A 24,856-nucleotide genomic window follows, 5' to 3' on the forward strand; every position below is an offset into this window, starting at 1 on the left:
TCCAGGTTTATTTCGCGAGGCCGAAGGCTTTCGCCTGCTCGCGGTAATCGGCGACCTGCTTTTTGACGTAGTCGTCAAGCTGCTTGCCGGTCATGTCGAATGCAAACAGGCCGCGCAGCTCACGCTGCTTTTTAAACTCGTCGGTCTGCTGGAGCTTTTGGAAGGTCTCTACCCACCACTGGTAGTCGGCATCGCTGACTTTTGGCCCCACGTAGAAGCCGCGAATGATCGGCCAGACCAGGTCGTATCCTTGCTCTTTGGCGGTCGGGACGTTGGCTAACTGACCCGGCAGGCGTTCTTCAGAAAATACCGCCAGCACGCGAATTTTATCGCCGCTCAGGTAAGGCACCATTTCACTGAGATCGCCGGAAACTACCTGCACATGGTTGCCCATCAGCGCAGTGACCGGCTCGCCGCCGCCTTCAAACGCCACGTAGCGCATCTTGTGCGGATCGACATTGGCTTTTTGCGCCAGCAGCGCCGACTTCATCCAGTCCTGGCTGCCAATCGATGCGCCAGCGCCAATCACCACGCTGTCAGGATTTTTCTCCATCGCGGCGAGCAGATCTTTTAGCGACTTCCACGGGGAGTCGGCGCGCACGGCGATCATGCCGTAATCAGTACCGGCGCTCGCCAGCCAGCGCACGTCATCCACGCCGTAACGACCAAATTTCCCCTGCGACAGATTAAGCAGCGAGCCGCCGGAGAAGGCGACGACCGTCCCCGGTTCGCCAGGTCGCTGGGCGACGATAGCGTTATAGGCGACCGCGCCGACGCCGCCCGGCATGTAGGTGACGCGCATCGGTTTTTCGATAGCGCCGGTTTCCATCATGCTCACCTGAATCAGCTTACAGGTGAGGTCAAACCCGCCGCCGGGTTTGGCCGGGGCGATACACTCAGTACGCGACGGCGCGTCCTGCGCCAGTACAGCGGTGCTCATCAGTAAAACGCTTGCAGTAAGGGCACGAAGTAATTGTTTTTTCATTGTTTATCCTCACGCGGACGTCCGAGTTTTCAGATACGGAAGAAGATTTTTGTGATTATGTGAGCCGACATGTAGCAGTTCGGTTGCGTGATTGTTAAAACAATAACCTTTCAATTCCCTTTCAATGCGGCAGAAACTTTACAGGATGTGATATGCGTCTCTTATTAGCGGAAGATAACCGTGAACTGGCTCACTGGCTGGAAAAAGCGCTGGTGCAGAACGGTTTTGCCGTGGACTGCGTATTTGATGGCCAGGCGGCCGATCATCTTCTGCACACTGAGACCTATGCGCTGGCGGTGCTCGACATCAACATGCCGGGGCTGGACGGACTGGAAGTAGTGCAGCGCCTGCGCAAGCGTGGACAAACGCTGCCGGTGCTGCTGCTGACGGCGCGCAGCGCGGTGGCGGATCGGGTGAAAGGGCTGAACGTCGGAGCGGATGACTATCTGCCAAAACCGTTTGAGATTGAAGAACTTGATGCGCGGCTGCGGGCATTACTGCGGCGCAGCGCGGGTCAGGTGCAGGAGTTGCAGCAGCTTGGCGATCTGGCGTTTCACGATGAGGGTTACTTTTTGCTTCAGGCGCAGCCGCTGGCGCTGACCCCGCGTGAGCAGGCGTTGCTGACGGTATTGATGTACCGCAGAACGCGACCGGTGTCGCGCCAGCAGCTGTTTGAACAGGTCTTCAGCCTGAGCGATGAGGTCAGCCCGGAGAGCATCGAACTCTATATCCATCGTCTGCGGAAAAAATTGCAGGGCAGTAACGTGCGGATCACCACCCTGCGTGGGCTGGGTTACGTGCTGGAGTGCGGCGATGAGGTGGGCTAAACCCCAGTCGCTGTACCTGCAACTGTTGCTGTTCCTCGGATTGCCGCTGGTGCTGCTGTGGGGATTGTCGGCATTTAACAGCTACGTTAGCGCGCTACAGGCGGCGACGCAGGCCTACGACAGGACGCTGCTCTCTTCTGCGAGAACGGTGGCGGAACGGCTGGTGGTGCGCCACGACAAACTGGAGGTGAATGTCCCCTGGGTGGTGCTCGACAGCTTTGAACTCAACATGAACGACCGTCTCTATTACAAAATCGTAGACCCGGGCGGCAAGGTGATCTCCGGTTATGACGATCTGCCCGCGATGCCGCCTTCCACCTCGCGAACCCGGCTCTACCCGGCGCTGGCGTGGTTTTATCACACCCAGTATCGCGGACAGGCGATCCGCGTGGCGCGTCTGCTCCAGCCGGTAAATGAAGGGGCGATATTCGGGATGGCGGAGATCTACGTTGCCGAGACGCTACAGTCCCGGCGCTATCTGGCCGGGCAACTGCTGTTCTCCTCATGGGTGTCGCAAGGGCTGCTGGTGCTGCTGACATTGATTCTCGTTGGCTGGCTGCTGCGACGCATTCTGAAGCCGATGCGCCAGCTCTCCTCGCTGATGGTGCGTCGTGAACCGGGCCTGCTGACGCCCTTGCCGGAACTGCTGCCCTGGTCAGAGACCCGGCTGCTGATCGTCGCCTTTAACCGCTACATTGATCGCCTGCGCGCGCTGATCTCCCGTCAGGAACGCTTTAGCGCCGATGCGTCCCATCAGTTAAAAACGCCGCTGGCTGTGTTGAAAACGCAGGCGGCGGTGGCGTTAGCCAGTCAACAGCCGCAGCAGTGGCACGAAAGTTTGCGGGCGATGAGCGCGACGCTGGATAGCACGATTTTGCTGACGGAGCGGCTGTTGCAACTGTCGGCGGTGAAACGTAAAGAGCAGGGGGAGCGACTGTTCTTGCCGGTTAATCTGTATGAGGTGGTGCAGATGAGCTGTTTTAGCCGTCTGGCGCAGGCGCGCAGCAAGGCTATCGATCTGGGGTATGAAGGTGAGCAAGAGGCGGTGTGGATTGAAGGGGATGACGTTTTGCTCGGCGAGCTGTGCGCGAATTTGCTGGATAATGCGCTGAAATATACGCCGTCGCAGGGAACGGTAACGGCACGGCTATTGCGGGATGGCGAGGCTGTTGTGCTGGTGGTGGAAGACAGTGGGCCAGGGATTGACGCTGAGCAGATCCCGCAGGCGCTGATGCCGTTTCATCGGCTTGCTAACGTGGGGAATGAGAGCGGGGCGGGGATCGGTCTGGCGCTGGTCAACGACATCGCCCGCCTGCACCGTACCCATCCGCAGCTGTCGCGCAGTGAAACGCTGGGCGGTCTGCGTGTGCGGGTGCGGTTTTTAACGACGGCGCAGTAAATAAAAATGTCATCATCGCAGGCTGGATAAAGGGTGATTCGCGGGAATAAAAAAAGCCGCATTAGCGGCTTTTTTCTCATGTCAGGCAAAATTATTCGCTGACTTTTTTCTCAAGTTCTGCTGCGCCTTCTTTGGTTTTGTTCCAGCCTTTCTCAGCACCTTCTTTCGTGGCATTCCAGCCTTTTTCGGTGCCTTCTTTGGTCTTATTCCAGGCCTTCTGCGAGCCTTCACTCACTTTACTGCTCAGGTTGTCGCTTTTACCTTCAGCGGCATGTTCAGATTTCAGTTTCAGCTCTTCACCCTGATTCTGCGCCTGGTGCAGTTTCTCTTTGGCGGTATTTGCGCTTTCATGAGCCGCTGCAACGTCGTTATCGGTCGCGTGTGTGGTCGCAGCAAAAACAGGGGAAGCCAGCAGAAGTGCAGATAAGGCGATCATTGTTTTTTTCATAAGAACCTCGCTTAACGTTATCAGTTATATGCGTGGTTAAGCATGACACGGCAGAAAGGCGGTGGCTTTAGGAATAAACTGTAATTGAATCAATGAGGTCTGGATGTGGGAGAGACGGGGGCTCCGTAGGGGGTCGTGAATATTGTAGAAACTGTCGTGATAAGCGGTCATATGGGTTGACAATCAGACAACGTTGATCTGGCAATCGGGAAGGTTGCGTGATAGGCTTTAACCGGAAAATTTGTGATTTTTTCACAAAAAAAGGAGTTATAAATGCTTATTGAATTTTCAGTGCAGAATTTTAAAGTTTTTAGCCAAAAACAAACTTTATCGATGGCTGCTAAAAAATCTTATAAAGAGCATCCAGAGACGACGGCAACAGCTGAGCATTTTGATGATCTGCTGATTAATAAGGTCGCAGTAATTTATGGTGCTAACGGCGCGGGCAAAAGTAGTTTTGTTGAAGCTTTAGATTTTCTGCAATCCTATATCCTTAGAGGGTTTGCTGATAGTTCACAGAATGATTCAATAAGAACGCGGTTTATCGACAGAGAAATACCTAAATTTATTTTTGATGAGGAACAGTTAACCGCGCCTACTGATTTTGAGATCAGTTTTATCGGCACGACCGGTGAACGGTATCAGTATACGTTATCTATCGGTACAGACGCGATAGAAGCTGAAGGTTTATGGGTTTACTCAAAAAAAGGGGTAAGACCAAAGACGATTATCTCCAGAGTATATAATGCTGAAACCAATGAGTTCGAATACTACTGCCCATCGTTGCAGATAGATAAAAAAACGTATGAAGTGGCGATAGAAAAAGCCAATAACAGCAAACGCTCGCCATTCGTATCCATTCTGCATGCTTATGATGTCTCACAACTGGATGAGTTTATTAACTGGTTCAGAGGCGATTTAATTGTATCCAGTAATCGCAATGATGATGTTTTTCGAATGGCATCCAGATACTCTTTTTTAGACGATCTGGCTGATGGCGATGAACAGAAAAAAAATAAAATACTTGAGTTTTTAAACAAGTTTGATCTTTCTATTTCTGATATTTCGGTAACGAAAAAGAATGTGACGTTACCTGATGAGATGCCAGAAGAAATGAAAAAAATGATATTGAGCGATGTCGGTTTTCAAATTGTTTTAGAACATACGACGTCCAGCGGTATCAAGAAAAACATCCCTTATGAAAGATTATCTTCGGGAACGAAGAAGTTATTCGATCTATCAGGCATTCTTTTACTGTGCTGTGAGGCCGGTGAAAAAAGCGTACTGGTTCTTGATGAGTTTGAATCATCGCTCCACCCTTATATCGTCAGAGCGATTTTTGAGTTAATGGTCAAACACTCTGAACGTCTTTTGCAGCTGATTCTCACAACGCATTCAAACGTTCTATTAGATACGGAAAAACTCGTCAGACGGGATCAAATATGGTTCCTGGAGAAAAATAGCGAGCTTGAAACCGTGCTTTATCCACTGAGCGATTTTGCCCCCAGGTTTGAGGACTCTATTATAAAAGGCTGGGATTTGGGTAAATTTGGTGGCGTTCCTTTTTTGGGGTGAATGATGGCCAGGAAAATGAAAGAGTTAATTTCTCCTTCTGCATTGAAAAAACGAGGCAGCGGTAAAGTTAAATCTGAGCGCAAGAAAACCCTGATCGTTTGCGAAGGTACGGAGACCGAACCAACCTATTTTAAGGATATGGTTAAAGACCTTAAAATAGCGAATACAGACGTTTATATTGAACCTGGGCGCCATTCAAACCCAAGTAGCGTTGTACGCACCGCCATTGATCTTTATGAGCAGGATCTTGAATTTGAGCTGATTTATTGCCTAATTGATACGGATGAGTTTGGGAAAGATATTGACCTGGCATCCAGTATGTTAAAAGAACATACTTTTTCACGGCGTAAAAAGTCCCTTGGTGGCGACCGGTATCCTCAGGCGAAGATCCTGCGTTCTGATCCCTGCATCGAGGTCTGGTTTTTACTCCATTATGAAGTATTAAGGCGGCCATTTGTTAAAGCAAATAAAAGCGCGGCACAGAACTGCAAGGAATACCTTAAAAATACGCATTTGAAAGATTATAGCGAAAAGTATAATGGACTCTATAGCCTAATAAAGCAAAATGGTCTTAAGGCGTGTGAGGAAAGCGCCAGGCTCAGAGCATGGCTTGAGAAGAACGATTGTATCAATCCGTTTACGCAGATTGATGAGTTATATCTGGATTTACATGAAAAAGTTTTCGCGCCAGCGAAAAGATAAATAAAGAGTAACACTGCACACGAAAAGCATTGCGTTTGTGCCCCTGTAAAGGGGCATTTTGAATTAACGCATGATCAAAAAATAACGCTATTTTAAGCAATATTATCTTCGTCCACGCCTTAACGATTATTTATGACTGTTTCCCTGCCTGTAAGCCAGAGCGACAACCAATGACTGCACCAGACAAAGCGTTGCGGACTGTGAGCGAAAAGCGTCTACCTGCGCTTCTTTGACTACAAAGCAGAGATCGCTGAAGGTCGCCAGTGGGCTTATCTGACTGTCGGTAATGACAATTTGCTTTGCGCCGACGCTGGCTGCGGTTTCGCTGACCATGACCGTCTCTTCTGCGTAAGGGGAAAAGCTGATGGAGATAACGATATCGCGACTCTTGATTCGGCTGATTTGCTCTCGCAGCATACCCCCCATGCCATCAAGCAGTATTGGGCGGCATTCAAGGTGGCTGAGCGCGTAAGTCAGATAGGCGGCCACGCTAAAAGAGCGCCGCAGGCCAGCGATATAAATCGTGTCGGCCTCCGCCAGTAATTGAACGGCGCGTTGCAGCATGTCGGGATCGGTACGCGACGCCAGCTGTTGCAGCGCCTGAGCATTCGAACGGGCAAATTCTTGCAGGATGTCTAACGGCGTTTCCGGTACGGATTCGCTCTCCATCTCTCTGAACAGCCGCGCGCGATCGCTGTAGCTGGCCGTTTCTTCCACCAGGTTCATACGAAACAGTTGTTTCATTTCGTTGAAACCGGTGAAGTCAAACGCGTTGGCGAAACGGATAAGCGTCGATGGCGGCACGTCCGCCCGCTCGGCGATGACGGCGACGGTATCGAACGCTACGCTGTTAGTGTTATCCAGCACATAGCGGGACACCTGCTGCAATCGTTTACTGAGACTATCGTAACGGTCGCGAATTTGCTGCTGTAGCTCGCTCAGACTGGATGCTGTCGTCATGTTATCCCCCATACTTAGTTTTCTGATTCTAAACGCAAAACCGTACATTTTAAATGTTAGCGATACATCCAGCCTGACGATGTAGCCTGTTAACATAAAAATCCATTCCTGATCACAATAATCAATATTTATTTTATTTCAACTTAAAATAGAATGTTTGTTTCATATACAGTGTTCGGGTAACAGTCACGTATTAACAGCGAGAGGTTCAGGATGGAGACGGTAGCGAATTTTATTCACGGCGAATGTGTTACGGGCTCAGGCCAGCGCATTCAGGCGATCTTCAACCCCGCCACGGGCGAGCAAATTCGTCAGGTGGTGATGAGCACGGCGCAGGAAACGGAGCGAGCCATTGCCGCTGCGCAGCAGGCGTTTGCCGCCTGGTCAAGGCAGTCGCCGCTGAAACGCGCGCGAGTGCTGTTTCGTTTTAAAGCGCTGCTGGAGCAGAACATGGATTCGCTCGCCCGGCTGGTCAGTGAAGAACATGGCAAAGTGTATTCTGATGCGGTGGGCGAACTGACGCGCGGTCTGGAAGTGGTCGAGTTTGCCTGCGGCATTCCACACCTGCAAAAAGGCGAACATTCGGCGAATGTCGGCACCGGCGTTGACAGCCATTCACTGATGCAGCCTCTGGGCGTGTGCGCCGGGATCACCCCGTTCAACTTCCCGGCGATGGTGCCGATGTGGATGTTCCCCATCGCGCTGGCTACCGGCAATACCTTTGTGCTTAAGCCGTCGGAAAAAGATCCCTCGCTGCCGCTTGCGCTGGCAAAACTGCTGAAAGAGGCCGGTCTGCCGGATGGCGTTTTTAACGTCGTGCAGGGCGATAAAGAAGCGGTGGATGTTCTGCTGACCGATCCGCGCGTTCAGGCCGTCAGCTTTGTCGGCTCGACGCCGATTGCAGAATATATTTATCAGACGGCGTCGGCGCACGGCAAACGCTGTCAGGCGTTGGGCGGGGCGAAAAACCACTGCATTCTGATGCCAGACGCAGACATGAATATGGCGACCAATGCGATTATGGGCGCGGCGTATGGTGCGGCGGGCGAGCGCTGTATGGCACTCTCCGTGGTGCTGGCGGTGGGGGATAACACGGCGGACGAACTTTGCGCGCGGCTGGAAACGCAGATCGCCGCGTTACGCGTTGGGCCGGGGCTTGATCAAACGCCGGAAAATGAGATGGGCCCGCTGATCTCCGCCGCACATCGCAGTAAAGTGCTGGGCTATATCGACAGCGGCGAGGCGCAGGGCGCGCGGCTGCGGGTGGATGGTCGCGGCTTTAGCGTGAAGCGCCACGAACAGGGCTTTTTCGTCGGGCCGACCTTGTTTGATAACGTCACGCCTGAGATGACGATTTACAAAGAAGAGATCTTTGGCCCGGTACTCTCCGTGGTGCGGGTGAAGGATTACGCCAGCGCGGTGGATCTGATTAATCGCCACGAATATGGCAACGGGACGGCGATCTTTACCCGCGACGGCGGCTGCGCGCGTCGTTTCTGTGAAGAGGTGCAGGCCGGGATGGTTGGCGTTAACGTGCCGATTCCGGTGCCGATGGCGTTCCACAGCTTCGGCGGCTGGAAACGGTCTATTTTTGGTCCGCTTAACGTTCATGGTAATGACGGCGTGCGTTTTTATACCCGCATGAAAACCGTTACCGCCCGCTGGCCGGAGATGCAGCAGGATAGCGGCGCCGCGTTCTCCATGCCAACGCTGGGCTGACGGAGGGACTTATGACAACCGTACGTATGACCATGGCGCAGGCGCTGGTCAAGTTTCTCAATCAACAGTACGTCGATGTAGACGGGCAGGAGATGCCGTTCATTGAAGGCGTGGCGACCATCTTCGGCCACGGCAACGTACTCGGCATCGGGCAGGCGCTGGAGCAGGACGCCGGGCATTTGCGGGTGCATCAGGGCTGTAATGAACAGGGAATGGCGCACATGGCGACAGGGTTCGCGAAACAGCACTGTCGCCAGCGCATTTACGCCGTCACCTCTTCGGTAGGGCCCGGCGCGGCTAATATGGTGACGGCGGCGGCCACGGCGACGGCGAACCGTATTCCTCTGCTGCTGTTGCCGGGCGATATCTACGCCAGCCGCCAGCCGGACCCGGTATTACAGCAAATCGAGCAGTACCACGATCTCAGTATCAGCACCAACGACTGCTTTCGCCCGGTTTCGCGCTACTGGGATCGTATCAACCGCCCGGAACAGTTGATGAGCGCGATGCTTAACGCCATGCGCACCCTGACCGATCCGGCTGATACCGGCGCGGTGACGATCTGTTTACCGCAGGATGTGCAGGGCGAAGCCTGGGATTACCCGCAGAGTTTCTTTGTCCGTCGCGTTCACCATATTGAAAGACGACCGCCGGACCCACACCGGCTGGCGCAGGCGCGGGCGCTGATTGCCCGTAAACGCCGCCCGCTGGTGGTTTGCGGCGGCGGGGTGCGTTATTCCGGCGCGCACGACGCGTTTCGTCAGTTTGTGGAAAACCTGCACCTGCCGTTTGCGGAAACCCAGGCCGGGAAAGGCGCGCTGGTCAGCGACCATCCGCTGAATCTGGGCGGTATTGGCGTTACCGGCGGGCTGGCGGCAAACCAGCTGGCGCCACAGGCCGATCTGGTTATCGGCGTCGGCACGCGTCTGACCGATTTCACCACCGGTTCGAAAGCGCTGTTTGCACACCCGGACGTAGAATTTCTCCTGCTGAATGTCGCCGAGTTCGACGCCCTCAAACTGGACGCCACGGCGCTGGTGGCCGATGCCCGCGCCGGTCTGACGGCGCTGACGGAAGGGCTTCAGGATTATCGCAGCGGCTGGGGAGACGAGGTGGCGCAGGCGAAATCGGCCTGGGACGAGGAGTGCCGCCGGCTGTGGTCTCGCCAGTGGCGCCCGGATGACGCGCCGGAAATTGCCGGGCACCTTGATGCGCAACTGGCGGAATACAGTGAAGCGCTGAACACGCGGCTGACTCAGACTCGCGTTCTGGGGATTATCAACCAGCACATTGAGGATGACGCCATTGTGGTCGGCGCGGCGGGATCGCTGCCGGGCGATTTGCAGCGTCTCTGGCAGGTGAAAACGCCCGACAGCTACCACCTGGAGTACGGCTATTCCTGTATGGGGTATGAAATTGCGGCCGCGCTTGGGGCGAAACTCGCGAAGCCGCAGCAGCCGGTCTATGCGATGGTGGGCGACGGTTCGTACATGATGCTGCATTCTGAGCTGCAAACGGCGGTGCAGGAGGGGATAAAAATCACCATCCTGCTGTTTGATAACGGCGGGTTTGGCTGCATCAATAACCTGCAAATGGGGCATGGGATGGGCAGTTTTGGCACCGAGAATCGCGCCCGTCAACCACAATCCGGCCAGCTGGACGGCCCGCTGGTGGCGGTTGATTTCGCCCAAAATGCGCAAAGCTACGGCTGCCGGGCGTGGCGGGTGCATGATGAGCAGAGCCTGCTGACGGCGCTGGAGGCGGCGCGCGCGCATCCGGGGCCGACGCTGCTGGATATTAAAGTGCTGCCAAAAACGATGACTCACGATTACGCCTCATGGTGGCGCACCGGCGATGCGCAGGTGGCCGATTCACCGTCGGTGCGAAAAGCCGCCGAGCAGACGTTCGATCAGGTGAAAAAGGCGCGTCAGTATTGAGTGAGTAATGCCGGATGGCGCTAACCCGTAGGCCGGATAAGGCGTTCGCGCCGCCATCCGGCAACCTGCGACAACGAAATTTTCATTTCATTTTTCCTGTTTTTTCATTCCTCGCCCTCTTTCTGAATGAAAGGGGGCCAATCCCTGCATCTTCTCCATCGTTGTGTTGTGAGATTGATAACAAAATTTACCTCAATCATCACAAGAATGTTAACTTGCGCGCAAAAACATAATTTTCACTATTTATAAAAATGAAATAAATGTTTTATTTAAGGGGTCGTTAGTTCACCGCATTCACCAACACCGGGAGCCGTTATGTTTAACATTGCTTTACTGGGAGCTGGCCGAATTGGTCAGGTACATGCCGCTAACATCGCAACCCACAAAGAGACTACCCTGTGGTCTGTCGTTGATCCGAATGAGACCTTTGCCTCCCGCCTGGCTACGCAATATCAGGCCCGTCAGCAAAGTCTTGATGAGGCGATGACCGATCCTGATGTTCATGCCGTGCTGATTGCCTCCGCCACGGATACCCACGCTGATTTGATTGAACTGGCCGCCCGCCACGGCAAAGCCATTTTCTGTGAAAAGCCCGTACATCTTGATCTTGCCCGCGTGCGCGACTGCCTGAAAGTGGTCAAAGAGTTCGACGTGCCGCTGTTTATCGGTTTTAACCGTCGTTTCGACCCACAGTTCCGCCGCGTTAAAACCGAGGCGCAGAGCGGGCGCATCGGCAAGCCGGAATCATTGCTGATTATCTCCCGCGATCCTTCTCCGCCGACTGCGGAATATGTGCGCGTCTCCGGCGGGATGTTCCGCGATATGACCATCCACGATTTCGATATGGCGCGTTTCATCATGGGGGAAGAGCCTGTTTCGGTCTACGCCCAGGGAAGCAATCTGGTCGATCCGGCAATTGGCGCGGCAGGCGATATCGACACCGCGTTTATCGTGCTCAAGTATGCCTCCGGCGCGCTGGCGACCATCGTTAACAGCCGTCGCTCGTCTTATGGCTATGATCAGCGTCTGGAACTGCACGGTTCCGAAGGTCTGCTTACGGCGGGCAATATTCTCGAAAACCAGGTGCAGCACTTTGGCCAGAACGGCTGCACCAGCGCGCTGCCTGAGCATTTCTTCCTGCAACGTTATCAGGCTGCCTATGCCGCCGAGTGGGAGCACTTTGTCGCCATCTTGCGCGGCGAGGCAGTGCCGGAGTGCAGCGGTGATGACGGTGAGCGTGCGCTGTATCTGGCTGATAAAGCGCTGGAGTCATTGCACAGCCAGCGTGAAGTTCTCCTCTGATTTTCCATAACAACACACCCTACACAGAGAGACATAACAATGAAAAAGCTGATTTTAGCCGCCTTCATCGCCATGACAGCCGGGGCGGCAATGGCCGAGAACGAACAAATTGTTTTTAGCACGCCGAACCTGGCAATGCCGTTTGAAGTTCACATGCAGCGCACGGCGGTGAAAGCCGCGAAAGAGATGGGCGTCAGCCTACAGGTTCTGGACGGGCAGGGAAGTTCGCCGAAGCAGGTTGCCGATCTGGAAAACGCCATCACCCGTGGCGCCCAGGGATTCATCGTCTCCCCGAATGATGTCAACGCAGTTTCCAGCGCGGTGGATGAGATTCAGGACGCTAATCTGCCGGTGGTGACGCTCGATCGCTCCGTCGATAGCCAGAAGCAGGTTCCGCATTTTGGCGCGAACAACTACAAGGGCGGCCAGGCCATTGGCGACTTTGTCAAAAGCAAATTTCCTGACGGCGCGGACATTGTGCTGCTGACCGGCCAGCCGGGTTCTTCTTCCAATATTGAACGCACCAAAGGCATTCGCGACAGCCTGAAGGCGGGGGGCGATACGTACCGCATTGTTGCTGACCAGACCGGTAACTGGATGCGTTCGGAAGGAATGCGCATTGTTGAAAGCGTGCTGCCGTCGTTGAAAAAACGTCCGCAGGTCATCCTCTCCGCCAACGATGATATGGCGCTGGGCGCGATTGAAGCGTTGCAGGGGCAGGGGGTGAAACCGGGCGAAATTCTGGTGACGGGATTTGACGCGGTGCCGGAAGCGCTGGCGCGGGTACGCGACGGCTGGATGGCGGCGACGGCGGATCAGCGTCCGGGCTTCGCGGTACAGACGGCGATGAGCCAACTGGTTGCGAACGTGCGTGAGAAGAAAGCCATCACCGGTGCGGATTATCCGCCGACGTTAATCACCAAAGAGAACCTGCAACAGGCCGAGCGTATCGGCGAAGCCGGTAACTGATTTGCCCGGAGCCGCCGTCGCTGCGGCGGCTCGCATTAAAGGAGGAGCAGACCGATGTTGCAACCCTTACTGAACGTTACCGATCTGGCAAAGAGTTTTTCCGGCGTCTGGGCGTTGAGCAACGTACAACTGACCGTCGGGACGGGGGAGATTCACGCGCTGCTTGGCGAGAACGGCGCGGGGAAGTCCACGCTGCTGAAAGCGCTGGCAGGGGCGCAGCCGCAGACCCGTGGGGACATCTGGTTCAATGGCGAAACGCTGCCGGTGGAGGATTCGCCGGTTGAGCGGCAAAACAAAGGCATCATTACCATCTATCAGGAATTTAATCTGCTGCCCAACATGACCGTTGCGGAAAATATGTTTCTCGGGCGCGAGCCGCGTAAACGTAATGTGATCGTCGATGCGAAGGCCGTGAACCAGGAGGCGCAGGTGGTGCTGGACTATCTGCAACTGAATGTCGCGCCGACCACGCCGGTTGCCCGCCTGAGCGTGGCGCAGCAGCAAATGGTGGAGATCGCCCGCGCGCTGACCCTGAACGCGAAGCTCATCATTATGGATGAACCTTCCGCCGCGCTGAGCGACAGCGAAGTGGAAAGCCTGCACCGCGTCGTGCGGGAACTTAAAGGCCGGGGCGTGAGCATTATTTATGTCACCCATCGCCTGCATGAAGTTTTCCAGCTCTGCGATCGCTTTACCGTGTTTCAGGATGGCCGCTTTACCGGCAGCGGCGCGGTCGCGGAAACCAACGTGGAACAGCTGATCCGCCTGATGGTGGGACGAGACGTGGCCTTTAATCGTCGCCCCCCCAGCGAAACCCATCATGAAGACAAACCGATTCGCCTTGCGGTGAAGGGGCTGTGTCGCGAAAAGCCGCCGCTGGACCCGCACGGCATTGCGCTGCACGACATCAGCTTTCACGTTCACGCCGGGGAGGTGCTGGGGATTGCGGGGCTGGTCGGCGCCGGGCGTACCGAAGTGGCGCGCTGTCTTTTTGGCGCTGACGGCTTTACTTCCGGGACGTTCGAGCTGGACGGTGCGGCGTATCACCCCCGTGACCCGATGTACGCGCTGGATCAGGGCGTGGCGCTGGTGCCGGAAGATCGCAAAAAAGAGGGGGCGGTGCTGGGACTGTCTATTCGCGACAACCTGTCGCTCTCCAGTCTCTCTTCGCTGCTGCGCTGGCGCTTTTTCGTCAACACCCGCAAAGAAGATGACCTGATCGAATCTTACCGCCAGGCGCTGCAAATCAAGATGGTCAACAGCGAGCAGGAGGTGCGCAAGCTTTCCGGCGGCAATCAGCAGAAAGTGATCCTCGCGCGCTGCATGGCGCTCAATCCACGGGTGCTGATTGTTGATGAACCGACGCGCGGCATCGATGTGGGCACCAAATCCGAGGTGCACCAGGTGCTGTTTGATATGGCGAAACAGGGCGTGGCGGTGATTGTGATCTCTTCCGATCTGCCCGAAGTGATGGCGGTTTCCGACCGGATCATCACCTTAAGCGAAGGCCGGGTAACCGGTGAAATCCACGGCGATGACGCCACCGAAGAGCGGCTCATGATGATGATGGCCATCAACCATAACGCCCTGAACGCGGCATAACGGAGTTTCACATGACGCAGATAGTGACTAAAACGCAACCCCCTGCCAAACGTAACGGACGTATCGATCCGATCGCTTTTTTCGAGCGCTTTGGAGTACTGATTTTTATGTTCCTGCTGCTGATTTTTTTCCAGACGCAGAACAGTAACTTCCTGTCAGAACGCAATATTTTCAACATCCTGACCGAGGTGTCGATCTACGGGATCATGGCCGTGGGAATGACGTTCGTCATTCTGACTGCCGGAATCGATCTGTCTGTCGGCTCCATTCTGGCGGTATGCGCCATGACGGCAGCATACGTGATTAAAGGCGACAACTTCACCACGGTAGACCCGAGCGCCTGGGGCGGGATGAGCTGGCTGATTGGCCTTGGCATCTGCCTGGCGATGGGGACGGCGATTGGCTTCCTGCATGGCCTGGGCGTGACCCGCCTGCGCCTGCCGCCGTTCATTGTCACCCTTGGCGGGATGACCATCTGGCGCGGCCTGACGCTGGTGATTAACGACGGCGCGCCCATTGCCGGTTTTGACCAGGGCTACCGCTGGTGGGGGCGTGGCGAACTGCTCGGTATTTCCATCCCGATCTGGATTTTTGCGCTGGTGGCGATCGGCGGTTATCTGGCGTTGCACAAAACGCGCTGGGGCCGTTTCGTCTACGCCATTGGCGGCAACCCGGAGGCGGCGCGTCTTGCCGGGGTCAACGTCAAACGTGTGCTGGTCAGCGTGTATGTCGTGATTGGCTGTCTGGCCGGGCTGGCGGGGTTTGTGCTGAGCGCCCGTCTGGGCAGCGCGGAGGCGGTGGCCGGGATCTCCTTTGAGCTGCGCGTTATCGCCTCGGTGGTCATTGGCGGGACATCGCTGATGGGCGGCTATGGTCGCATCGGCGGCACCGTTATCGGCTCGATCATTATGGGCATTCTGATAAACGGTCTGGTGCTGATGAACGTCTCCGCCTACTACCAACAAATTATTACCGGGCTGATTATTGTGCTGGCGGTGGCGTTTGATACCTATGCCAAGAGCCGCCGTGGCGCGCTGTGAGGGATAAATAATGAAACAAGTGCGAATTGGATTGATTGGGACGGGATACATCGGCAAGGCGCACGCCATTGCCTATGCCCAGGCGCCGACGGTGTTCAACCTGCAAGGCCAGCTGGTGCGCGAAATGGTGGCGGAAGTGACGCCGGAGCTGGCGGCGGAACGGGCGCAGGCATTCGGGTTTCGCCGTTCGACCGGCGACTGGCGCGAGCTGGTGGCAGACCCGAATATCGATGTGGTGGATATCTGTTCGCCCAACCATCTGCATAAAGAGATGGCGCTGGCGGCCATTCGCCACGGTAAGCACGTCTATTCGGAAAAGCCGCTGGCGCTGAACGCTCACGATGCCCGCGAAATGGTTGAGGCCGCAAAACAGGCTGGGGTGAAAACGCTGGTGGGCTTTAACTATATGAAGAACCCGACGGCGGCGCTGGCGAAAGAGATCATCGCGCGAGGGGAGATAGGCGATGTGATCCACTTCTACGGCACCCACAACGAGGACTATATGGCCGACCCGCTCTCCCCCATTCACTGGCACTGCTTTAAGGAGACGGCGGGGTTAGGGGCGCTGGGCGATCTGGCGGCGCATATCGTCAATATGGCGCACTACCTGGTCGGCGATATTCGCGAAGTCTGCGGCGACCTGAAAATTGTGGTGCCGGAGCGCCCGGCCAGCGCGGGATCGGCGCAGAAGGTGGCTGTGGAAAATGAAGATCAGGCGCACGCGATGGTGCGATTCGCCAGCGGCGCGCAGGGGGTGATCGAAACTTCCCGCGTGGCCTGCGGGCGCAAAATGGGGCTGTCATACGTGATTACCGGCACCAAAGGCGCCATCAGTTTTACCCAGGAGCGAATGGCCGAGCTGAAGCTCTATCTGCATGACGATCCGGTTAACCGCCAGGGATTTCGCACCCTGCTGGTGGGGCCCGCGCACCCGGACTATGCCGCGTTTTGTATGGGGGCGGGGCACGGCATCGGCTTTAACGATCAGAAAACGGTGGAAATCCGCGACCTGGTGAACGGCGTTGCCGCCGATGCGCCGATGTGGCCGGATTTTGAAGAGGGCTGGAAAGTGTCGCGCGTGCTGGACGCCATCGCGCTCTCGCATCAGGAAGGCCGCTGGCTGAATGTGAACGATATTGTCTGACGAGGTATCAACGTGGAAAAGCAGTTTGATGTGATATGCATGGGCCGCGTGGCGGTTGACCTCTACAGCCAGCAGATTGGCGCACGGCTGGAGGATGTCTCAAGTTTTGCCAAATACCTCGGCGGTTCCTCAGGGAATGTCGCCTACGGCGCCGCGCGTCAGGGGCTGCGTTCGTCGATGCTGGCAAGAGTGGGCGACGAACATATGGGGCGCTTTTTGCGCGAAGAGCTTAACCATGTTGGCTGCGATACCAGCCATCTGATAACGGATAAAGAACGCCTGACGGCGCTGGTGCTACTCGGCATTAAAGACCGGGACACCTTTCCACTGATTTTTTATCGCGATAACTGCGCGGATATGGCGATTACCGCCAGCGATGTTGACGAGCAGTACATCGCTTCATCCCGCTGCCTCGCCATCACCGGGACCCATCTTTCTCATCCGCAAACCCGCGACGCGGTGCTGACCGCGCTGACCTGTGCCCGCCGTCACGGCGTGCGCACGGTACTGGATATCGACTATCGTCCGGTGCTGTGGGGGCTGACCTCGCTGGGCGACGGCGAAACGCGCTTTATTGCCGCAGAGCAGGTCACTCGCCAGTTGCAGGCGGTGTTGCACCTGTTTGATGTGATCGTCGGCACCGAGGAGGAGTTTCATATTGCGGGCGGCGCTACCGATACCGTGCAGGCGCTGGCGCAGGTGCGTGAGGTAAGCGCGGCGACGCTGGTTTGTAAACGCGGCGCGCTGGGCTGCTCGGTGTATACCGACTCGATTCCGCCATCGCTGGATGACGGGCTGACGGTGACCGGCGTGCGCGTCGAGGTGCTCAATGTGCTCGGCGCGGGCGATGCGTTTATGTCGGGGCTGCTGCGCGGTTATCTCAATGATGAAGGCTGGGAGCAGGCCTGCCGCTACGCCAACGCCTGCGGCGCGCTGGTGGTCTCGCGCCACGGTTGCGCGCCCGCGATGCCGAGTAAGGTGGAGCTGGATGACTACCTCTCCCGCGAGCATCAGGTGCCGCGCCCGGATCTTGATCCACGGCTTAATCATCTGCACCGCGTCACGACACGTCGGCGTAACTGGCCGGAACTGTGCGTGATGGCGTTTGATCACCGCAGTCAGCTTGAAGAGATGGCGCTACAGTGCGGCGCCTCCCTGAAGCGCATTCCGGCGCTGAAAACGCTGATCTTACAGGCCAGCCGCGATGCGGCGAACAGCGCGGGGCTGGAAGGAAAAGCCGGTCTGCTGTGCGACGGAACGTTTGGCCAGGACGCGCTGAATGCGATAACCGGCGAAGGGTGGTGGATTGGCCGCCCGATTGAGCTTCCCGGTTCACGGCCGCTGGAGATGGAGCACGGCAACATTGGCACTCAGCTTATCAGTTGGCCGCAGGAACATGTGGTGAAGTGCCTGGTCTTTTTCCACCCGGAAGATGCCCACGGTCTGCGCCTGGAGCAGGAGCAGAAAATCGCCGAGGTGTATCACGCCTGCTGTCAGTCGGGGCATGAGCTGCTGCTGGAAGTGATTTTACCTGTGGGTATGCCGCGCAGCGATGAGCTTTACCTGCGGGCTATCTCCCGCTTCTACAACCTGGGCATTTACCCCGACTGGTGGAAACTGCCGCCGCTCTCCTCTGATGGCTGGACGGCGCTGAGTGACATTATCGAACGCCGCGACCCGCACTGCCGTGGCGTGGTGATTCTTGGGCTGGATGCGCCAGCCGAACAGTTACGCGCAGGGTTCAGAGCCGCTGCCGGACATGAGCTGGTGAAAGGGTTTGCGGTGGGGCGCACGCTGTTTGGCGAGGCTTCCCGCGCATGGCTGAAACATGACATTGACGATGCGCAACTGGTGACGCGCATTCGGGATAACTATCTGCAACTGATCGCCTGGTGGCGCGAGCGCGGGCAGGCATAACTTTAGGAGAACATTATGGCTGTGCAATTAGGCATTAATCCGCTGACATGGACCAATGATGATTTGCCCTCTCTTGGCGCGGAAACGCCGCTGGATACCTGTCTGAGCGAAGGTAAAGAGGCTGGTTTTGCGGGCTTTGAACTCGGTAATAAATTCCCACGCGAGGCGCGTCTGCTGGGGCCAATCCTGCAACGCCACGATCTGAAGCTGGTGTCGGGGTGGTATTCCGGTCGCCTGCTGGAGCGGAGTGTAGAAGAAGAGATTGCGGCGGCGCAGGCGCATTTGACGTTATTGCGCGAGCTGGGGGCGAAAGTGATGGTTTTCGCCGAGGTGAGCCATTGCATTCACGGCGAACAGCAGACGCCGGTTCACCTGCGTCCGCGATTCCCGCAGGCGCGCTGGGCGGAGTATGGCGAGAAACTCACCGCGTTCGCCCGCTATACACAGCAGCAGGGAGTGCAGATTGCTTATCATCACCATATGGGGACGGTGATTGAGTCCGCAGAGGATGTGGACAATCTGATGACCCATACCGGTGATGAGGTGGGGCTGCTGCTGGATACCGGACATTTGACCTTCGCTGGCGCCGACCCGCTGGCGGTGGCACAACGCTGGGCGAGCCGTATTAATCATGTGCACTGTAAAGACGTGCGCGCCGACGTGCTGGCAGATGTGAAAAACCGTAAAACCAGCTTTCTGGATGCGGTGCTCAGCGGCGTCTTTACCGTACCGGGCGACGGCTGCGTGGATTACCCGCCGATTATGCGATTGCTGAAAGAGCACGATTATCAGGGTTGGCTGGTGGTGGAGGCGGAGCAGGACCCGGCGATTGCCCATCCGCTGACTTACGCGCGGCTGGGATATAACAACCTGAGCCGCCTGGCGCGGGATGCCGGTCTTATCTGAGGAGGCGCTATGTCACGTTTACTGTCACGCTGGCAACAGCCTGACGCGCAGGGACGTACCCAGTCCGTCACCCCGGAGCGGGCAGGCTGGGGCTACGTCGGTTTTGACGCGTTTGAGCTTGAAGAGGGGCAGCAGTTGCATCTTCCCGCCGTTGCTGAAGAGCGCTGTCTGGTGCTGGTGGCGGGGAGGGCGTCTGTCACCACGCCAACCGCGCAGTTTTCAGAGATTGGCGAGCGGATGAGCCCGTTCGAGCGTATTAAGCCGTGGGCGGTATACGTTACGCCCGGAGAAACGGTACAGGTACAGGCGTTAACGAAGCTGGAGCTGGCGGTATGCGCCGCGCCGGGCAAGGGGACGTATCCCACCCGCCTGATTGCGCCGCAGGATATCGACGGCGAGGCAAGGGGCAAGGGGCATAACCAGCGCTATGTACACAACATTCTGCCGGAAGATAAACCCGCCGATAGTCTGCTGGTGGTGGAAGTGTGGACTCACGAAGGCTGTAGCAGTTCGTACCCGAGCCACAAGCACGACACTGACAATCCGCCTTACGAGACCCTTCTTGAGGAGACGTATTACCATCGCCTCAACCCGGAACAGGGATTTTGTATGCAGCGGGTATACACCGACGATCGCTCGCTCGATGAGTGTATGGCGGTCTACAATCGTGACGTCGTGATGGTGCCGAAAGGCTATCACCCGGTGGCGACAATGGCCGGGTATGACAGTTATTACCTGAATGTGATGGCAGGCCCGGTGCGCAAATGGATTTTCACCTGGGAAGACGATCACGCGTGGATTAACCGCGATTACCCTGCGCGTTGAGAACGCGATAAATAGAAAAGCCCCTGGCGTATGCTGAGGGCTTTTTGCTTTTCGCTGCTATCGTGAGGCGCCAAAAACCTGTACGGCCTGTTGCAGCCGTGACGCGCGTCCCGTTAAATCCCCCGCGGCATCCGTCACCTGTTCCACCATTTCCGCATTGTTGTCCGTCATGGAACCAATTCGTGAAATTGAATTGTTGATCTGTTCGAGCGCTAAAGTTTGTTCCCGCGTCGCCAGGCTTATCTCTTTGATCATGGTAGACATCTGCAACACGTCATCGATCATTCCGGTAAGGTGTGTTTCCGTCTGCTCGACCATTTGCACTCCCGTATTGACGTTGGTGACGTTTTTCTCGATAAGCTGTTTGATCTCTTTTGCCGCAGACGCAGAATGCTGGGCGAGGTTACGCACCTCTGCGGCAACGACCGCAAATCCGCGCCCGGATTCACCGGCGCGGGCCGCTTCGACCGCTGCATTCAGCGCCAGGATGTTGGTCTGAAAAGCAATACTGTCAATGACGCCGATAATGTCCACGATTTGACTGTTATCGCGCGAGATAGCCTGCATCATGGTGATGGTTTGCTTCATGATATGACCGCCTTCAGTCGCATTGGCGCTGGTACTGTCGGCCATCGTCATTGTCTGGGCCGCGGTATCCGCGGTTTGTTGCACAGCGCTGCCGATCTCTTCAATGGCTGCGGCGGTTTGTTGCAGGTCGGCAGATGTCTCTTCTGAGCGGCTCTGCAATGCCGTGCCTTCCTGAGACACGCGCTGGCTGATAGCCTGAATACCGGATATTTGCGTGCTGACATCATCAACCAGGGAGCGTAGATTAAGCCCCGATTGATTCACCAGTCGCATGAGCATCCCTATTTCGTCTACGCGCTGCAAATGGCAATTATCAGGTTTACGGCCCGAAACCACTTTTTGCATCTGCACCAGCAGCGTATTAACCGGCTGACAAATTTGAACCTTAAGGTAAATAGCCAGGAGCAAAAATAATACGACGATGCTGCCCCCCTGAATAGCAGGAGGAACAGGTAAGAAAATAAATAACAGGGCTGCCAGACTGGTGATGGCTAAAGCATAATTGACGCGTTGGCTAACAGACAGCCATTTAAACATCGAAAGCCAGGACAGCGCTCCGCGACGGATAATTATGCCTTTAAAAAGTCGAAACCCTTTAATTCCATTATTATTTATTTTCTGATAAAGCTGTTCGCTGTGCGAAACCTCATCCCGGGAAGGCACGGTGCGTACTGAAATATACCCCGTTAATTTTTCATTTTGCCAGACAGGGGTAACATTTGCGCGTACCCAGTAATGATCGCCGTTTTGTCGCCGGTTTTTGACCAGCCCGGTCCAGCTATCGCCTTGCAGTATCGTGTGCCACATGTCAGCGAAAGCGGCAGAGGGCATGTCCGGGTGGCGAATAATATTATGTGGTTTACCCATTAACTGCGTTTCATTAAATCCGCTGGCGTCGATAAATGCAGAGTTAGCATAGGTAATATGACTGTCTTTATCTGTGGTTGATAATAACGTTGTTTTATTGTTAAGCAAATATTCTTTTTGCGTGACAGCTGTGTTGTTTTTCATGAAAACTCCATGACGCTATTTATATGAAATGCAAATTTCACCCATTGTGCATCAGGTAAATAATAGTAAATGGCGGTTTTATCTGAGGTGTTACATTCTCTACTAATCATCATTTATATGAAAGCACTTCAAATGAATTTTTATTTTTAATAAACCTGGCGTGTCATAAATATGAAACACATAAATGCAGGTTGATAATCTGGAATTGATATATATCGACTTAAGCTAAATCTAAAAGATAAAAAGAGCTGATTTATTAGGGCTGATAAATGCCCGCTTTCCTTGATGGGTTTTAGTCCACCCGCGAAGCCCGCTGCCGCGTTGCGGTCAGTATTCTTACTCATGATGCGATCCCTTTGTGATGGGCTAACCCGATGTCATTTATAGACATCTGGATGGCTAATAATATTTTGCTTTATCTTATGCTTTTTATGTCGTTGTCAGTCAGGGAGAGCTGTGAAAAATTTCGTAAATCAAATGATTATCAGAAAGGATTTACAGCGGATGCTCTCCAGTCGCCTCGACATGCGCGGTATCAGCCTGGCCTTTTCCGGCTTTCAGGCGCTCTCCCGCGTTGATTTCACCCTGACGGGCGGTTCCGTGCACGCGCTGACGGGGGCGAACGGTGCGGGGAAATCCACGCTGATGGCGGTGCTCTGCGGCACGCACGATCATTACGAAGGGGAAATTGCAATTAATAACCAGCCGGTGCCGATACGCGAACCGCTGGACGCCAAACGGCTGGGCATTCATCTGGTGCAGCAGGAGGTGGATGTTGCGCTGATCCCGGGGTTGAGTATTGCGGAAAATATTATGCTCGATCAGCTGGCGCAGCCGGGACACCGCTACCGCTGGCGTGTTATTCGCCAGCAGGCGCGTGACGCGCTGGCCCAGCTCGATATTCATCTGGACGTGCGCCGGGTCATCGATGGTTGCACGCTCGCCGAAAAGCAGCAGATCCTGCTGGCCCGCGCGCTCTCGCACCACTGTCGTTTTCTGATCCTCGATGAACCCACCGCGCCGCTCGATCAGCATGAAAGCGAACGGCTGTTTGCAGTGGTGAAACGCCTGCAACAACAGGGGATCGGCGTGGTGTTTATCTCCCATCGCATTCATGAGCTGAAGGCCATTTGCGACACCTTAACCGTACTGCGCGATGGCAAGTTGATTGAGTCCGGGCCGATGGCGGAACTGAGCGCTGACGCCATCGTCGAGAAGATGCTGGGTCATGAGTTAAACGATATCTATCCGCCAAAACGCCCGCCGCATACTGATGAAACGCTGCTGCGCGTGGAAGGGTTGCACGATGAACGGCTGCTGAAAAATATCAGTTTGCACCTGCGTAAAGGTGAAATTCTCGGCATCGCCGGGCTGGCGGGAGCCGGGAAAACCGAGCTGTGCAAGGCGCTGTTCGGCGCGTCGAAAAGCCGCGTTGAACGCGGCGAACTCAATCATCAACCGTGGACGCCGTGCGACCCGGTTGATTCGGTGACGCGCGGGCTGGCGCTGGTGCCGGAGGAACGGCGCAAAGAGGGCATTTTTATTGATGAGTCCGTCGCCATGAACCTGGCGGTCGCCGCCGATAACCGTTTCTCGCGCTGGAGCTTGTTTGGTCATCGTCAGGCATGGCGCTGGGCGGAAGCGGTGATTGCCCGCGTTGGCGTGCGTGCTCGCGGGCCGGGGCAAGTGTTGCGTCGGCTTTCCGGCGGCAACCAGCAGAAAGTGGCGATCGGCAAATGGCTGCGCGGCGACGCCCGCGTGCTGATTTTCGACGAGCCGACCAAAGGCGTGGACGTGAAAGCCAAAACCGATCTGTTTGCGCTGATCGACGGCCTGGCGCGGGAAGGCAAAGGGGTGATTTACGCCTCCGGTGAGTTCGCCGAACTGGTGGGGCTGTGCGACCGCATCTGCGTGTTGTGGGACGGGCGCATCGTGGCGGAAGTGGAAGGCGCGCAGGCCCGCGAAGAGACACTACTTTATTATTCAACCGGAGGAACGGCGTTGTGAGTAAGGCCCTTTCAGTCAATGCAGCGGCGTCTGGCCGCCAGCAGATTTTCGATTTTCTCTATAAGTGGGGCATGCTGCTGACGGTTGTCGCGCTGATCGCCATTTTTGGCGTCGCGTCGGATAACTTCCTCGACCCCTTCAATATCATCAACATCCTGCGCTCTATTGCGATCGTCACGGTGATTGCGATTGGCGTTTCCATCTCGCTTACCGTCGGCGGCTTTGATCTTTCCGTTGGCTCAACCGCGTCGCTGGCGAACGCACTGGTGATTTCGCTGTTCGTCTGGCACGGCTTTGGCACCACCGGGGCGATTGTCATTACCCTGGCGCTCTGTACGCTGGTGGGGCTGTTCAACGCTTTTCTGATTGTGGTGCTGCGTATTCCCGACATGCTCGCCACGCTTGCCAGCCTGTTTGTGATTCAGGGGGTGGCGATGACCTACAGCTACGGCGGCTCTATTACTGAAAACATGGTGCTGCCGAGCGGTGAAATGGCTGAGGGGCTTATTCCGGCGGCATTCGGCGCGCTGGGGCAGGTGCCGACTATTGTTGTCGTGATGCTGGTCGTAACGCTGGCGGCGCAGCTCGCGCTGTCGCTGACCACCCACGGGCGACGGATGTACGCCATTGGCGGCAACCCAGAAGCGGCGCGTCTCTCCGGTATTCGCACCACCCGCTATAAAGTGGCGGCCTACGTTATTGCCTCACTGCTGGCGGGGTTAGGGGGCATCCTGCTGGCTTCGCGTATTGGCTCTTCACAGGTTAACGCCGGGGGAGGCTATTTGATGGATGCCGTCGCGGCGGCGTGGATCGGCTTTTCGCTGGCCGGTTCCGGCAAACCGAATGCGCTCGGCACGCTGGTGGGGGCGGTGATCCTTGGCGTGCTCTCCAACGGGCTGGTGATGCTCTCGGTGCCCTATTACGCAATGGACATTATAAAAGGGCTGGTGCTGGCGGCGGCGCTGGCGATCACCTACATACAAAAACGTTAAC

20 protein-coding genes are annotated in these 24,856 nt (G+C 55.9%); 16 read left to right on the forward strand and 4 right to left on the reverse strand.

The window, feature by feature from the left end:
- Positions 1-7 precede the first annotated feature (7 nt).
- The gene (locus OGX75_RS14670; protein WP_012134765.1) at positions 8-985 is read right to left on the reverse strand and encodes a Bug family tripartite tricarboxylate transporter substrate binding protein; all 978 of its coding nucleotides are present in this window, start codon (positions 983-985) and stop codon (positions 8-10) included.
- A gap of 152 nt (positions 986-1,137) precedes the next feature.
- Here OGX75_RS14670 and tctD point away from each other — a divergent pair, with 152 nt between their 5' ends.
- Together tctD and OGX75_RS14680 are read left to right on the forward strand one after the other, a co-directional pair.
- Positions 1,138-1,812, forward strand: coding sequence for a transcriptional regulator TctD (gene tctD / locus OGX75_RS14675; protein WP_012134764.1), 675 nt, complete (start codon positions 1,138-1,140; stop codon positions 1,810-1,812).
- Complete coding sequence (locus tag OGX75_RS14680; RefSeq protein ID WP_286451357.1) at positions 1,799-3,211, forward strand: sensor histidine kinase; 1,413 nt, start codon at positions 1,799-1,801, stop codon at positions 3,209-3,211. Before tctD ends, OGX75_RS14680 begins: the two co-directional genes overlap by 14 nt.
- 91 nt (positions 3,212-3,302) lie before the next feature.
- Here the strand turns inward: OGX75_RS14680 and OGX75_RS14685 are convergent, their stop codons facing one another.
- Positions 3,303-3,659 carry a KPN_00521 family repetitive protein gene (locus tag OGX75_RS14685; RefSeq protein WP_012134762.1) on the reverse strand — a complete coding sequence of 119 codons (357 nt, stop codon included), beginning with the start codon at positions 3,657-3,659 and terminating at the stop codon, positions 3,303-3,305.
- 273 nt (positions 3,660-3,932) lie between these two features.
- Between OGX75_RS14685 and OGX75_RS14690 the strand changes: the two genes are divergently transcribed.
- Together OGX75_RS14690 and OGX75_RS14695 are read left to right on the forward strand one after the other, a co-directional pair.
- Entirely contained in the window at positions 3,933-5,234 is a 1,302-nt protein-coding gene (locus tag OGX75_RS14690) for an AAA family ATPase (RefSeq protein ID WP_012134761.1), read from the forward strand.
- Positions 5,235-5,249: 15 nt separating this feature from the next.
- The gene (locus OGX75_RS14695; protein ID WP_047461777.1) at positions 5,250-5,936 is read left to right on the forward strand and encodes an RloB family protein; all 687 of its coding nucleotides are present in this window, start codon (positions 5,250-5,252) and stop codon (positions 5,934-5,936) included.
- A gap of 126 nt (positions 5,937-6,062) precedes the next feature.
- Here OGX75_RS14695 and OGX75_RS14700 read toward each other — a convergent pair whose 3' ends face one another.
- Positions 6,063-6,896 (reverse strand): MurR/RpiR family transcriptional regulator, encoded by an 834-nt coding sequence (locus OGX75_RS14700; RefSeq protein WP_047463948.1) that lies wholly within the window; start codon positions 6,894-6,896, stop codon positions 6,063-6,065.
- Between the two features lie 213 nt (positions 6,897-7,109).
- Between OGX75_RS14700 and OGX75_RS14705 the strand changes: the two genes are divergently transcribed.
- The 10 genes from OGX75_RS14705 to iolB all read left to right on the forward strand — a co-directional run bounded on the left by OGX75_RS14705 (position 7,110) and on the right by iolB (position 20,257).
- Positions 7,110-8,615 carry a CoA-acylating methylmalonate-semialdehyde dehydrogenase gene (locus tag OGX75_RS14705; RefSeq protein ID WP_012134758.1) on the forward strand — a complete coding sequence of 502 codons (1,506 nt, stop codon included), beginning with the start codon at positions 7,110-7,112 and terminating at the stop codon, positions 8,613-8,615.
- Between the two features lie 11 nt (positions 8,616-8,626).
- Positions 8,627-10,552: a 3D-(3,5/4)-trihydroxycyclohexane-1,2-dione acylhydrolase (decyclizing) gene (iolD, locus tag OGX75_RS14710; protein WP_286451358.1), complete on the forward strand. Its 1,926-nt coding sequence runs from the start codon at positions 8,627-8,629 to the stop codon at positions 10,550-10,552.
- Positions 10,553-10,867: 315 nt separating this feature from the next.
- Positions 10,868-11,854 carry an inositol 2-dehydrogenase gene (gene iolG, locus OGX75_RS14715; protein ID WP_286451359.1) on the forward strand — a complete coding sequence of 329 codons (987 nt, stop codon included), beginning with the start codon at positions 10,868-10,870 and terminating at the stop codon, positions 11,852-11,854.
- Positions 11,855-11,893: 39 nt separating this feature from the next.
- Positions 11,894-12,823: a substrate-binding domain-containing protein gene (locus OGX75_RS14720; protein WP_115608930.1), complete on the forward strand. Its 930-nt coding sequence runs from the start codon at positions 11,894-11,896 to the stop codon at positions 12,821-12,823.
- A 54-nt stretch (positions 12,824-12,877) separates the two neighbouring features.
- Complete coding sequence (locus OGX75_RS14725) at positions 12,878-14,425, forward strand: sugar ABC transporter ATP-binding protein (RefSeq protein WP_047461783.1); 1,548 nt, start codon at positions 12,878-12,880, stop codon at positions 14,423-14,425.
- Positions 14,426-14,436: 11 nt separating this feature from the next.
- Positions 14,437-15,465, forward strand: coding sequence for an ABC transporter permease (locus OGX75_RS14730; RefSeq protein WP_047461785.1), 1,029 nt, complete (start codon positions 14,437-14,439; stop codon positions 15,463-15,465).
- A gap of 10 nt (positions 15,466-15,475) precedes the next feature.
- Complete coding sequence (locus OGX75_RS14735; protein ID WP_047461787.1) at positions 15,476-16,609, forward strand: Gfo/Idh/MocA family protein; 1,134 nt, start codon at positions 15,476-15,478, stop codon at positions 16,607-16,609.
- A 12-nt stretch (positions 16,610-16,621) separates the two neighbouring features.
- Positions 16,622-18,526, forward strand: coding sequence for a bifunctional 5-dehydro-2-deoxygluconokinase/5-dehydro-2-deoxyphosphogluconate aldolase (locus OGX75_RS14740; RefSeq protein WP_012134750.1), 1,905 nt, complete (start codon positions 16,622-16,624; stop codon positions 18,524-18,526).
- Positions 18,527-18,541: 15 nt separating this feature from the next.
- The gene (gene iolE, locus OGX75_RS14745; protein ID WP_112001714.1) at positions 18,542-19,432 is read left to right on the forward strand and encodes a myo-inosose-2 dehydratase; all 891 of its coding nucleotides are present in this window, start codon (positions 18,542-18,544) and stop codon (positions 19,430-19,432) included.
- A 9-nt stretch (positions 19,433-19,441) separates the two neighbouring features.
- Positions 19,442-20,257, forward strand: a complete 816-nt coding sequence (gene iolB, locus OGX75_RS14750; protein ID WP_198448573.1) for a 5-deoxy-glucuronate isomerase — start codon at positions 19,442-19,444, stop codon at positions 20,255-20,257.
- A gap of 57 nt (positions 20,258-20,314) precedes the next feature.
- On the opposite strand, the gene OGX75_RS14755 is transcribed toward iolB, so the two are convergent.
- A complete protein-coding gene (locus tag OGX75_RS14755) occupies positions 20,315-21,856 on the reverse strand; it encodes a methyl-accepting chemotaxis protein (protein WP_071257965.1) in 1,542 nt (513 codons plus the stop codon).
- 504 nt (positions 21,857-22,360) lie between these two features.
- Between OGX75_RS14755 and OGX75_RS14760 the strand changes: the two genes are divergently transcribed.
- Positions 22,361-23,863 (forward strand): sugar ABC transporter ATP-binding protein, encoded by a 1,503-nt coding sequence (locus OGX75_RS14760; protein ID WP_286451369.1) that lies wholly within the window; start codon positions 22,361-22,363, stop codon positions 23,861-23,863.
- The gene (locus OGX75_RS14765; protein WP_047461798.1) at positions 23,860-24,855 is read left to right on the forward strand and encodes an ABC transporter permease; all 996 of its coding nucleotides are present in this window, start codon (positions 23,860-23,862) and stop codon (positions 24,853-24,855) included. Before OGX75_RS14760 ends, OGX75_RS14765 begins: the two co-directional genes overlap by 4 nt.
- Position 24,856 lies beyond the last annotated feature (1 nt).

The sequence above is a fragment of the Citrobacter sp. CK199 genome (genome assembly GCF_030333285.1).
Classification (GTDB): Bacteria; Pseudomonadota; Gammaproteobacteria; order Enterobacterales; family Enterobacteriaceae; genus Citrobacter_B; species Citrobacter_B koseri.